Here is a 12,583-nt window from a genome sequence, read left to right on the forward strand (position 1 = left end):
CCCATTGATGAACGCTGTATTGCTAAAAAAACTCACTCGGCTGATCTGCGAGCTGGCGGTGCTGTTTGCCTTGTTCCTGTTCGGCAGCCAGCTTGCGGCCTGGTCTGGCTGGCCCATTCCGGGTGGTGTTTTCGGCCTGGCCCTGCTCTTGATCCTGTTCGCCAGCGGCCTGCTGAAACCGGCCATGCTCCAGGCCGGTGCGGGCTGGCTGATGGCCGAAATGCTGTTGTTCTTCATTCCGGCGCTGATGAGCCTGCTCGATTACGGCAGCCTGCTGCGCGATGAAGGCTGGCGCATCCTCCTGGTGATCGCGGTGAGCACGCTGCTGGTAATGGTGGTCACTGCCGTGACGGTCGAGCTGGTGTGCCGCTGGAGCCTGCGCCATGAGCCTTGAACCGATGCCGCTGTTCTGGCTGGCGCTGACACTGGCCGCTTATCTAGGCAGCCGCTGGCTGTACCGGCGCAGCGGGCGTTATCTGCTGTCGCCGCTGATCCTGGTGCCGGCGTTGCTGCTGGCGGTGGCCGTGCCACTGCACACCGCCTATGCCGAGTACGCGCGCAATACCCATTGGCTGATGGCCGTGCTTGGCCCGGTGACGGTGGCCTTTGCCGTGCCGATCTGGCAGCAACGGGGGTTGCTCGCGCGGCATTGGCCGGCGTTGCTGCTGGGCATGCTGGCCGGCAGCTGCGTGTCGATCGGCAGCTCCTGGGGCCTCGCACACCTGATGGCGCTGGACGATGCAGTCAGCCTGTCGCTGCTGCCGCGCTCGATCACCACCCCGTTTGCCATGCCGCTGGCCCACGATCTGGGCGGCGTGCCGGAGCTTACTGCGGTGTTCGTGATGTTCACCGGGGTGCTCGGGGCACTGTTCGGCGGCACCTTGCTGCGCTGGCTGCCATTGCGCACGCCACTGGCCCGTGGCGCGCTGTTTGGCGTCGGCGCACATGGCGCTGGCGTCAGCCGGGCGCAGGAAGTGGGCCGCGAAGAAGGCTCGGTGGCCGGCCTGGTCATGGTCCTGACCGGCTTGCTCAACTTGTTTGCCGCGCCATTGCTGGCGGCGTTGCTGTGACCGTTCGTGCCACTGACCTGTACGGTCATCAAGCTGGCTGCCAAGGCGAGTTCCGCCGACCGAGGCGCTGACTATGCTGTGCAGGACGCAACATAAAGAGCACATGTAAGTGCCAAGGTGACATGCAATGACCGCAGCCTTGCCGTATTCGACCCACGCAGCTTTGATCCAAGCTACTACTCCAGGACAACTCTGATGCCTTTGGCCGAAATTCCATTGTGCGTCTGGCGTACCCGGGGTCAGGATTTCTCATTCCAGGGCCAGAGCATCCGCTACTGGACGGCAGGGCAAGGCGAGCCTCTGCTGCTTCTCCACGGTTTCCCCACGGCCAGCTGGGACTGGCACTATTTATGGGGCCCGTTGACCCAGCGCTTTCGCGTAGTGGCCTGCGACATGCTCGGCTTTGGCGACTCGGCCAAGCCGCTCGGCCATCGCTACAGTCTGATCGAGCAGGCCGATCTGCAGCAGGCCTTGCTCGCTCACTTGGGCATCGACGAGCCAGTGCACCTGCTCGCCCACGACTATGGCGGCAGCGTCGCTCAAGAGTTGCTTGCACGGCACTATGAGCAGCGCAGCAACATCGCCAGCTGTGCCTTCCTCAACAGCGCGCTGTTCCCAGAGCATTGCCCGCTGCTGCTGGTGCATAAGCTGTTGCTCAGCCCGCTTGGCTGGCTGATCGGCCGCTCGTTCGGCCGGGATGACCTGGTGCGTACCGTCACCCAGATCTACGGGCCCTGCACCCACCCCAGCGAAAGCGCTCTGGACGACAGCTGGAGCCTGATCACCGCCAACCGTGGCACGCATATCCTGCACCGGCTGATCAACTACGTGCATGAACGGCGCCAGCAGCGTGAGCGTTGGGTGGGCGCGCTGCAGGCTGATGGCGTGCGTTTGCGCCTGATCAACGGCTCGGTTGATCCACTGTGCGGTGCCCACATGGTCGACGCCTTTCGCCAGCTCGTCGTGGATGCCGATACGGTGCAGTTGCAGGGCATTGGTCATTACCCGCACATCGAAGCGCCGGTGCAGGTGTTGCGCCATTACCTGAGCTTTCGCGAGCAGCCGTTGAGCTTTGTGCCGCAGAAAGTGGCCTGGTGTTGATGGAGCCGCCGGGCTGAAAAACAAAAAACCGATGTCAGCGAACTGACATCGGTTTTTCATGCAGCCTGGTTTTCAACGACAAAAAGCGACAGGCTGGATCACGCGTGGATCAGTTGCCGTAAACCGGCAGCTTTTTGCAGATGGCCTTGACCTTCTCACGTACCGCGTCGATCACGGCCTGGTTGTTCAGGTCGGCGAGGATGTCGCAGATCCAGCCAGCCAGCTCGCGGCATTCGGTTTCCTTGAAGCCGCGGGTGGTCACGGCCGGGGTGCCGAAGCGCAGGCCCGAGGTGACGAACGGCGAACGTGGGTCGTTCGGTACCGAGTTCTTGTTAACGGTGATGAAAGCGTTGCCCAGGGCAGCGTCAGCATCTTTACCGGAGATATCCTGCTTGATCAGCGAGAGCAGGAACAGGTGGTTTTGAGTACCGCCGGACACCACGTCGAAGCCGCGCTCGATGAACACCTCGGCCATGGCCTGGGCGTTTTTCACCACTTGCTGCTGGTAAGCCTTGAACTCAGGCTGCAGCGCTTCCTTGAAGCAGATCGCCTTGGCGGCGATGACGTGCTCGAGCGGGCCGCCCTGGGCGCCTGGGAACACTGCCGAGTTGAGTTTCTTCTCGATGTCGGCGTTGGCACGGGCCAGGATCAGGCCGCCACGTGGACCGCGCAAGGTCTTGTGGGTGGTGGTGGTGACCACGTCTGCGAACGGCACCGGGTTCGGGTACACGCCAGCGGCAACCAGGCCAGCAACGTGGGCCATGTCGACGAACAGGTAGGCACCGACCTTGTCGGCGATGGCGCGGAAGCGCGGGAAGTCGAGAACCTGCGAGTAGGCCGAGAAGCCGGCTACGATCATTTTCGGCTTGTGTTCAACAGCCAGGCGCTCGACTTCGTCGTAATCGATCAGGCCATTGCCGTCGATGCCGTACTGCACGGCGTTGTACAGCTTGCCCGACGAGCTGACGCTGGCGCCGTGGGTCAGGTGACCGCCGTGGGCCAGGCTCATGCCCAGGATGGTGTCACCGGCCGACAGCAGGGCCAGGTAGACCGCAGCGTTGGCCTGAGAGCCGGCATGCGGCTGGACGTTGGCGTAATCGGCGCCGAACAGCTCTTTGGCGCGATCGATAGCCAGTTGCTCGACCACGTCGACGTATTCACAGCCGCCGTAGTAGCGCTTGCCTGGGTAGCCTTCGGCGTACTTGTTGGTCAGTACCGAACCTTGGGCTTCCATCACCGCGGGGCTGGTGTAGTTTTCCGAAGCGATCAGCTCGATATGCTCTTCCTGACGCTGAGCTTCTTGCTCCATGGCGGCAAAGAGATCGGCGTCGTACTTGGCAATGGTCAAATCACGGCTGAACATGGCGGTCCTCAAGGATCGGGGCTGAATTGGGTGTGCATTCTAACCGATTGGCCGAGGCGTGGCATATGAACTGGCGTCATGTCGCAGACCAATGCCATTCACGTCGTAAAATGACCGGGCGGACATGCCGCTCGGCTCACTGGAACATGAACAGCGTCTCGTTGCTGAACTGCGCTTCGAACTGCTGCGGCGGCATTGGCCGGCCGAACAGGTAGCCCTGCACTTCGTCGCAGTCGTGCTCGCGCAGAAACTCCAGCTGCTCGTGGGTTTCGACACCCTCGGCGATCACCGCCAGGTTGAGGCTGTGGGCCATGGCGATGATCGCCCGGGCGATCTGCGCATCTTGCTCGCCGGAGGGCAGGCCGTCGACGAAGGTGCGGTCGATCTTGAGCACATCGATGGGGAACTGCTTCAGGTAGTTGAGCGATGAGTAGCCAGTGCCGAAGTCATCCACGGCGATGCTCAGGCCAAGGTTTTTCAGGCTGTCGAGAATCTGCATGGCCTCGTGCACTTCGCGCATCAGGATGCTTTCGGTCAGCTCCAGCTCCAGGCACGCCGGCGGTAGCCCGGTTTCTTCAAGAATGGTCGCGATGCGCGTGCCCAACTGGCCGTCGGAGAACTGCCGCGCCGAGATGTTCACCGACACTTTCGGTACGCGCACCTTGGCCTGATGCCAGGCCTTGAGCTGGCGGCACGACTCGCGCAACACCCAGTCACCGACATCCACCACCAGCCCGACCTCTTCCAGCACCGGGATGAAATCGCCCGGCGGCACCAGCCCGCGACGTGGGTGGCGCCAGCGCAGCAGCGCTTCGGCGCCGGTCAGGCGTTTGCCGTCGCCACTGAATTGCGGCTGGTAATAGAGGATGAATTCGTTCTGTTCGAGGGCATGGCGCAAATCGCTTTCAAGTTCCAGGCGCTCGAGGGCACTGGCGTTCATCTCGGTCTGGTAGAACTGGAAGTTGTTCTTGCCGCGCTCCTTGGCGTGGTACATGGCGGTGTCGGCGTTTTTCATCAGCTGGCTGAGTTCGCTGCCATCCTGCGGGCTCAGGGCGATGCCGATACTGGCGGTGACGAAGAACTCGCGGTTCTCCAGTACGAACGGCCGCACCAGGCTGCCAAGAATGCTCTCGGCAACATGAATGGCGCGGTTCAGGGCCTGTTCGCGGCTGGCGCGCGGCTGCAGCAGCAGGGTGAATTCGTCGCCGCCCATGCGCGCAACGGTGTCGTCGTCATCGACGCACTCGAGCAGGCGCTGGGCCATGTCCTTGAGCATGCGGTCGCCGGCGGCGTGGCCGAGCGAGTCGTTGATCGGCTTGAAGCGGTCCAGGTCGAGGAACATCAGCACCACCCACGACTTGTGCCGCTCGGCCTGCTGCAGCGCCGTGTACAGGCGGTCCTGGAACAGGGTGCGGTTGGGCAGGTGGGTCAGGGCGTCGTAATAGGCCAGGCGGTGAATGCGCTGTTCGCTGGCCTTGCGCTCACTGATATCGGTGAAGAAACACACGTAGCTGGCCAGGTCGCCCTCGTCGTCGAGCACCGCGGTGATGCCGACCCAGGCCGGGTAATGCTCGCCGTCACGGCGTTTGAGCCAGACTTCGCCCTCCCAGCTGCCGCGCTGGTTGAGTTGCTTGAGCACGTAACGCAGGTGCGATTCCTGCTGGTCCTCGACGGTGAGCAGGCGTGGCAGTTGGTCGAGCACTTCGCTGACCGCATAACCACTGACCCGGCTGAAGGCGTCGTTGGCCTGAACGATGTAGCCGGCCGGGTCGGTGATCAGAATCGCCGAGGTCGAGTGCTCGAATACCGTTGCCGCCATGCGCAGGTCTTTTTCTGCACGGCGTTGCTGGCTGATGTCGCGGCCGACCCCAAGGATGCCCTCGAAGCGCTCGTGCTCATCCCACACCAGCACCAGGCGCAGCTCAATCGGGATCTTGCGGCCATCGGCGCGCAGGCAGTCGAACAGGAACAGCTGGGTCGGCAGCTCGGTGCGCAGCAGGGCCAGTTGCGCGCGGTCATCGATCGCTTTGCTGACCTGCTCCATCAAACTGTAGACACCGCTCAACTGGGCCGGGTTGGCGACCACCGACTGCCAGCCATTGGCGAATATCCACTCTGCCTCATAGCCGAGCACCGCGCGCACCGACGGGCTGACGTAATTGAGCAGCAAGCGGCTGTCGGTGGAGAAGATCACGTCGCTGATGCTCTCGGCGAGCATGCGGTAGCGTTGCTCGCTGTCACGCAGCGACGCGCTGGCCTCGATCTGTACGGTGACGTCCTTGCCGACGCCGACGATGCGCGTGACTTGGCCATCGTTGTCGCGGGTCAGCACCTGCTCGCGGATGTCATAGCAACGCCAGCCGCCGTCATGGTGGCGGAAGCGCAACTGGCAGTGCAGCGCATCGCGGTGGCCGCTGTCGCGTTGCAACTGCAGCTGGCTGCGATAGTGCGCGGCGTCTTCGGGGTGCAGCAACAGCTCCCAGAAGCGCTCGCCCATCTGCGCCAGCTCGGCGCGGTCGTAGCCCAGGGTCTGGCCCAGATGCCGGTTGCTGAAGATCATCCGCTGGCTGGCCACGTCCTGCACGTAGAGCTGATCGGGCACGGTACGGACCACGTCCGACCAGAAGCTTTCGCGCTCCAGCAGCGACAACTCGACCTGCTTGCGGCTGGTGATATCGCTGATGCTGAGGATCACCGCCTGATAATCGCGGCGTTGCTGTGGCAGGCGCACCATCAGCCACAGGTGCAGGTCGCCTCCCAGTGGCGCCGGCAGGCAGACTTCCAGTTCAAGCACGCCGCGCTGTTCGATCAGGGCGTCGATCAACTGCATGCCGACGCTCTCGCGGCCATGCCCGGACGCCTCGATCAGGCGCTGCCAGGCGCCTTCGTGGCATTCGACACTGAGCAACTGGCGCGCCACCTGGTTGATCTCGGTGATTTTCAGCTCCTGCAGCAACGAGCGGCGCAGGTTTGGTTCCAGCGCCAGGCTCTGCCTCAGTGCAGCCAGGTTGCGCAGGTGATAGCGGTCGAGCTGACCGGGCAGGCTCGACAGGTCGAGAACGCACAGGGCAACCCCGGTGCCTTCGAAAATCTCGTGATAGCGGCGGCGGTCTTCCTGCAGCGCGCGCTGGCGCCGGCGCATGTTGATCAGTGCCAGCAACGGCAGCAACGCACAGATCACCACCAACAGGCACTTGCCCAGCATTGGTAGCAGCAGTTGCTGGCGAGTCAAGCCTTCGTCATACAGGCCGCGCAGTTGCCAGGTACTGTTATCGAGGAAGGCGAGCATCACGCTTTGTAGCGGTTCACCGCTGGAAGCGGCGGGCTCATGGCGCTCCAGCACCGCACCGTCGCGGCTGCTTTCCAGCAGCCAGAGCGGGTGGTCAGGGCCGTCCAGATGCTCGGTCAGCGCCGGGTAATAGTCAGGGCTCAGACGCAGCAGCCAATACCCGACGCCTTGTTCCGGCGTTTGCCGCAGCAGCAGATAGATAGTGCCGTTGTCCGCAGCATTGGCAAAGAAATGGCTGCGGCCGCGATTCAATTGCAGCAACTCGTCAATCAACTGGCGGTCAGGGCTGCCGACCAGGCTGTCGGCCACGACCTGGCCATTCTGGTTCAACCAGGCCACATGGCGCAGGCTAGGCAGGCGCGTCTGTAGGGTTTGCAGCAGCGACGGCAATGCTTCAGGCGTCGGCGCTTTGACGTAGGGCTGGACTAGGTTCAGCGCTTGCTGAGCCTTGAGCGCCAGATTCAGGTTGAGGTTGTCGGCCAATTTGGCGCTGGCGACAACCGTGTGTTCGCGCATTTCAGCCTGGGTATGGCGGAACTGCGCGAACAGCTGCCACAGCAGCAAGCCCAGCAAAACCAGCGCAAGCATGGCCAGCGCGCCCTTGAGCGAGCCGCGCAGGGATACACTGCTCGAAGTGGGAGCAGGGCGCAAAACGGGCGGTTGGTTGAGATTGGTCAAGCGATGGTCCTGCAATTGGGCGGCGACGGCAGGGGCGCAACATGCATGGGTCGTGCCTGAGCCTGGAGTGGCGCGCACTTATAGTTGTGGACACATGAAGGCGGCTAGCATGCCTGCAATTGTGGCGAAGTGCCAGCTCCGCATTCAGCCTGTCGCCGATGCGTTGATCGGGTCCGGTTCGGCAACCTCTTGCTGGCTGTGCGAGAATGCCCGCCGCTTGACTGTTTACGCTTCTGGAGATGTACGGTTTTGGTTACCCACTATTCCCTCAACGGCCTCGATTCCGCCTGCGGGCGCAGCAGCCAGACCCTGGTCAGCACCGGTGTGGCCGATGCCGTTTCGTGTAAATCCTGCCAGCGCTCGCTGGTCAAACCTGATGCCAACGCGGCAGTGGTGCGCAAGAGCCCGTCGCTGGCTGAGCTGCGCAAGTCGGCGAAGGCTGCCAAGGCTGCCAGTGAGCCTGGTTTTGCGGTCGCCTCAGTGGTGTTGCCTGCAGCGGCTCCTTCGGTAGCCACGCCGCAGGTCAACCCTGCGCTGGCGTCTGTGCTCAAGCAGCCAGTGTCGAGCCAGCCAGCACCTGCGGCCAGCTTCAATGCCAAGGCCGCCTGGGCGGCGCAGTTGGTCAAGCAGGCCGGCAATCGCCCGCCGCGAGGCAAGCAGGCCAAGCAGCGGCGTGGTTGAGGCTGCTGGCTTGACAGCTGTGTGATTGGGGCCGCACAGCGGCCCCTGCACCTCAAGCCCTGACATCTGGCCAACGCCCGCAGTTGGCGTAGAATGGTCGCCTTTGTTCACTGACACCCTGTAAGCACATCCCCCTGGCATCAGCCGGGTAGTTCGGATGTCTTCACCTATCTATAGAGGGCTTGGTTTTGGCTCAATACGTCTACACCATGCATCGGCTGAGCAAGGTCGTGCCGCCGAAGCGCGAAATCCTGAAGAACATTTCGCTGTCGTTCTTCCCCGGCGCCAAGATCGGCGTGCTCGGCCTCAACGGTTCGGGCAAATCGACTTTGCTGAAGATCATGGCTGGCGTCGACAAAGAGTTCGACGGTGAAGCCCGTCCGATGCCTGAACTGAACGTCGGCTACCTGCCTCAGGAGCCGCAGCTGGACCCAACCAAGACCGTGCGTGAAGTGGTCGAGGAAGCGGTCAGCGTGATCAAGGACGCCCAGGCGCGCCTGGACGAGGTCTACGCTGCCTACGCCGAACCGGATGCCGACTTCGACAAGCTGGCTGCCGAACAGGCCAAGCTCGAGTCGATCCTGCAGGCCGCCGACGGCCACAACCTCGAGCGTCAGCTCGAAGTCGCTGCCGATGCCCTGCGTCTGCCGGCATGGGATGCCAAGGTCGAGCACCTCTCCGGTGGTGAAAAACGCCGCGTCGCTCTGTGCCGCCTGCTCCTGTCGGCCCCCGACATGCTCCTGCTCGACGAACCAACCAACCACCTGGATGCTGATTCGGTGGCCTGGCTCGAGCGCTTCCTGCACGACTTCCCGGGCACCGTGGTCGCGATTACCCACGACCGGTACTTCCTCGACAACGTTGCCGGCTGGATCCTCGAGCTCGACCGCGGCGCCGGTATCCCGTACGAAGGCAACTATTCGGGCTGGCTGGAAGCCAAGTCGGACCGTCTGGCGCAAGAGTCCAAGCAGCAGAGCGCTCACGAAAAAGCCATGAAGGAAGAACTGGAGTGGGTGCGCAAAGGCGCCAAGGCCCGCCAGTCCAAGTCCAAGGCCCGTCTGGCACGCTTCGAAGAAATGCAGTCGCAGGAATTCCAGAAGCGCAGCGAGACCAACGAGATCTATATCCCGGCCGGTCCACGTCTGGGCGACAAGGTCATCGAGTTCAAGAACGTCAGCAAGAGCTATGGCGATCGCGTGCTGATCGAGAACCTCTCATTCGCCATGCCTAAAGGCGCCATCGTTGGCGTGATCGGCGGTAACGGTGCCGGTAAGTCGACCCTGTTCCGCATGCTGATGGGCAAAGAGCAACCGGACTCGGGCACCATCGAGATCGGCGAAACCGTGCAGCTGGCCTGTGTTGACCAGAGCCGCGAGGACCTCGACGGCAGCAAGTCGGTATTCCAGCAGATTTCCGACGGCTCCGACCAGATCCGCATCGGCAACTATGAGATCCCGGCGCGTACCTATGTTGGCCGCTTCAACTTCAAGGGCGGGGATCAGCAGAAGTTCGTCAAGGACCTGTCCGGTGGTGAGCGTGGCCGTCTGCACCTGGCGCTGACCTTGAAAGAAGGCGGCAACGTCCTGCTGCTCGACGAACCGTCCAACGACCTCGACGTCGAAACCCTGCGTTCGCTGGAGGAAGCGCTGCTCGACTTCCCAGGCGCAGCCATTGTGATCTCTCACGATCGGTGGTTCCTGGACCGTGTCGCCACGCACATCCTCGCCTACGAGGACGACTCCAACGTGCTGTTCTTCGAAGGTAACTACACCGAGTACGAAGCTGATCGCAAGAAACGCCTCGGCGATGCAGCGGCCCAGCCGCACCGTGTTCGCCACAAGAAGCTGGCGCAGTAACAGCTTCATCCGCTGCACAAGATTGGGGCCCTGCGGGGCCCCTTTTTTGTGCCTGCTTAAGCTACGGTCAGGCTGCTTTCACAAGCATTCCGCGTGGTACTTTGTATACATTTATATAAAACGCACCAATTTATTTCAAAAAAACGACATTTCGCCCTGTTGCAGTGCGAGCGGTTCTTGATAGAGTCGGGAAAAAATATAAGTCCAACCCTCTCTTGGTGAGATGTCTAGCATGATCGAATCCGTCGACGATTTCCTCGCGCGCCTGCAGCAGCGTGACCCTGGCCAACCCGAATTCCACCAGGCAGTGGAGGAGGTCCTGCGTACGCTTTGGCCCTTCCTCGAGGCCAACCCTCACTACCTGCAAGCCGGCATTCTTGAGCGTATCGTCGAGCCTGAGCGCGCGATTCTGTTCCGTGTCTCCTGGGTCGATGATCAGGGCAAGGTCCAGGTCAACCGCGGCTACCGCATCCAGATGAACAGCGCCATCGGCCCTTACAAAGGCGGCTTGCGCTTCCATCGCTCGGTCAACCTCAGCGTGCTCAAGTTCCTCGCCTTCGAGCAGACCTTCAAGAACTCGCTGACCTCGCTGCCCATGGGCGGCGGCAAGGGTGGCTCGGACTTCGATCCAAAGGGCAAGAGCGACGCTGAAGTGATGCGCTTCTGCCAGGCCTTCATGAGCGAGCTGTACCGCCACATTGGTGCTGATTGCGACGTGCCGGCCGGTGATATCGGCGTTGGTGCACGCGAGATCGGCTTCATGTTCGGCCAGTACAAGCGTCTGGCCAACCAGTTCACCTCGGTGCTGACCGGCAAAGGCATGACCTACGGCGGCAGCCTGATCCGCCCGGAAGCGACCGGCTACGGCTGCGTGTACTTCGCTGAAGAAATGCTCAAGCGTCAGGGCCTGCGTATCGACGGTCGCCGGGTGGCCATCTCCGGCTCCGGCAACGTGGCTCAGTATGCAGCGCGCAAGGTCATGGACCTGGGCGGCAAGGTCATCTCGCTGTCCGACTCGGAAGGCACGCTGTACTGCGAAGCCGGCCTGAACGATGCCCAGTGGGATGCATTGATGGAGCTGAAAAACGTCAAGCGTGGGCGTATCAGCGAGCTGGCCAGCCAGTTCGGCCTGGAGTTCCGCAAGGGGCAAACTCCATGGACCCTGGCCTGCGACATCGCCCTGCCATGTGCTACTCAGAATGAGCTGGGCGCCGAAGACGCGCAGACTCTGCTGCGCAACGGCTGTATCTGTGTGGCAGAAGGCGCCAACATGCCGACCACGCTCGAGGCTGTGGATATCTTCATCGACGCGGACATTCTGTATGCCCCGGGTAAGGCTTCGAACGCCGGCGGCGTTGCCGTCAGCGGCCTGGAAATGTCGCAGAACGCCATGCGCCTGCTGTGGACCGCGGGTGAAGTGGACAGCAAGCTGCACAACATCATGCAGTCGATCCACCATGCTTGCGTGCATTACGGCGAAGAAGCCGACGGTAAGGTCAACTACGTCAAAGGCGCCAACATCGCCGGCTTCGTCAAAGTCGCTGACGCGATGCTGGCGCAAGGCGTGGTCTGACATACGCTTGTGTAGGAGCGCCCCGGCAAGGCCGCTCCTACACAGCGTCCGGCGTTATGGCGGTAATAACGATCATCTGGTCCCCGGCCGGGCGCCGCCACAGGACTTCATCCCCCGGCGCCGCGCCTAGTAACGCGCGGCCCAGTGGCGAACCCCAGTTGATCAGGCCTTGCCTGGCGTCTGCTTGATCCTCGCCGACCAACTGCACGCTGTGTTGTTGCTCATCCTCATCGATAAACATCACGCAGCTGCCAATCTGCACCTTCTGCTCGGAGGTCGCCGGTGGCACCACCTGTGCGCTCTGCACGCGCGCGGCGAAGTAACGCAGTTCGCTTTCGGTGTTTGCCACCTGCTGCTTGTCGGCACGCTCACCCTCTGCCAGCAGTTGCTCTCGCTGGGCGTTCAGCGCGGCCACGCGCTGCTGCAGCAAGCGCAGGCCAGCAGCGGTGACGTAGTTGGGTTGCTCGCTGACCCGCCGCTCAACCGGCTGTTCGGCCTGGGCGGCGGCGTGGTCTTCGTTGACAAATGCTCGGCTCATGCTCGGCCCTCCTCAGGCATGAGACCTCTGCCACAGGCTGGTCGTTTCAGTTGAAGGCAGTTCGGGGCCTAGTTATGACGGTAGGCCCGCGCGGTGTCGCGATCCTTTTCATGCTGCCAGTCGCGGTCACGCTCGTTCCAGTAGTGTTCGCGGTAGTCACGCAAATCCTGATTGGCCTGCATGCTCTGGCACTGCCGAAAGCCATCGTCCCATCCGGTTTCATACTGGCGCTCGGCGAGATAACGCGGCACGTTCTTGCGAAAGTCCCCGACCATCAAGCCCGCCGCCTGGCGGCCGCTGCTGCAGCCGTCGCCGTAACCATCGGCGTAGGCGGGCGGATAGCCGTGCTCGATCATCTGCTCGTGAGCTGACTGGCAGCCCGTGAGCAACAATGCTATTCCGATTCCAAGCCAGTACCGCGGCATGTGCCAGAC

Annotated in this window: 10 protein-coding genes; 6 read left to right on the plus strand and 4 right to left on the minus strand. The window is 62.5% G+C overall.

Annotation, left to right across the window (positions count from 1 at the left end; all coding sequences use genetic code 11):
- The first annotated feature begins 7 nt into the window (after positions 1–7).
- The 3 genes from M2396_RS20880 to M2396_RS20890 all read left to right on the plus strand — a co-directional run bounded on the left by M2396_RS20880 (position 8) and on the right by M2396_RS20890 (position 2,171).
- Positions 8–394, plus strand: coding sequence for a CidA/LrgA family protein (locus M2396_RS20880; RefSeq protein ID WP_101316361.1), 387 nt, complete (start codon positions 8–10; stop codon positions 392–394).
- Entirely contained in the window at positions 384–1,070 is a 687-nt protein-coding gene (locus M2396_RS20885; protein WP_101316363.1) for an LrgB family protein, read from the plus strand. The genes M2396_RS20880 and M2396_RS20885 overlap by 11 nt, the downstream gene beginning before the upstream one ends.
- 195 nt (positions 1,071–1,265) lie before the next feature.
- Positions 1,266–2,171 (plus strand): alpha/beta fold hydrolase, encoded by a 906-nt coding sequence (locus M2396_RS20890; protein WP_101316365.1) that lies wholly within the window; start codon positions 1,266–1,268, stop codon positions 2,169–2,171.
- Between the two features lie 109 nt (positions 2,172–2,280).
- Here M2396_RS20890 and glyA read toward each other — a convergent pair whose 3' ends face one another.
- Together glyA and M2396_RS20900 are read right to left on the minus strand one after the other, a co-directional pair.
- Positions 2,281–3,534 carry a serine hydroxymethyltransferase gene (gene glyA / locus M2396_RS20895; RefSeq protein ID WP_101316367.1) on the minus strand — a complete coding sequence of 418 codons (1,254 nt, stop codon included), beginning with the start codon at positions 3,532–3,534 and terminating at the stop codon, positions 2,281–2,283.
- A 136-nt stretch (positions 3,535–3,670) separates the two neighbouring features.
- On the minus strand, positions 3,671–7,501 hold the full coding sequence (locus M2396_RS20900; RefSeq protein WP_310504245.1) for an EAL domain-containing protein: 3,831 nt from the start codon (positions 7,499–7,501) through the stop codon (positions 3,671–3,673).
- Positions 7,502–7,750: 249 nt separating this feature from the next.
- On the opposite strand from M2396_RS20900, the gene M2396_RS20905 reads away from it, so the two are divergent.
- The 3 genes from M2396_RS20905 (at position 7,751) to gdhA (ending at position 11,611) form a co-directional block, all read left to right on the plus strand.
- A complete protein-coding gene (locus M2396_RS20905; RefSeq protein ID WP_150570014.1) occupies positions 7,751–8,182 on the plus strand; it encodes a hypothetical protein in 432 nt (143 codons plus the stop codon).
- Positions 8,183–8,370: 188 nt separating this feature from the next.
- On the plus strand, positions 8,371–10,038 hold the full coding sequence (gene ettA, locus M2396_RS20910) for an energy-dependent translational throttle protein EttA (RefSeq protein ID WP_103435998.1): 1,668 nt from the start codon (positions 8,371–8,373) through the stop codon (positions 10,036–10,038).
- Between the two features lie 232 nt (positions 10,039–10,270).
- Positions 10,271–11,611 carry an NADP-specific glutamate dehydrogenase gene (gene gdhA, locus M2396_RS20915; RefSeq protein WP_259077696.1) on the plus strand — a complete coding sequence of 447 codons (1,341 nt, stop codon included), beginning with the start codon at positions 10,271–10,273 and terminating at the stop codon, positions 11,609–11,611.
- A 37-nt stretch (positions 11,612–11,648) separates the two neighbouring features.
- Here gdhA and M2396_RS20920 read toward each other — a convergent pair whose 3' ends face one another.
- Together M2396_RS20920 and M2396_RS20925 are read right to left on the minus strand one after the other, a co-directional pair.
- Complete coding sequence (locus M2396_RS20920; RefSeq protein ID WP_181089103.1) at positions 11,649–12,149, minus strand: GreA/GreB family elongation factor; 501 nt, start codon at positions 12,147–12,149, stop codon at positions 11,649–11,651.
- A gap of 68 nt (positions 12,150–12,217) precedes the next feature.
- On the minus strand, positions 12,218–12,574 hold the full coding sequence (locus M2396_RS20925) for a hypothetical protein (protein ID WP_259077699.1): 357 nt from the start codon (positions 12,572–12,574) through the stop codon (positions 12,218–12,220).
- Positions 12,575–12,583: the final 9 nt, after the last annotated feature.

Source organism: Pseudomonas sp. BIGb0278, from assembly GCF_024809895.1.
Lineage (GTDB): Bacteria > Pseudomonadota > Gammaproteobacteria > Pseudomonadales > Pseudomonadaceae > Aquipseudomonas > Aquipseudomonas shirazensis.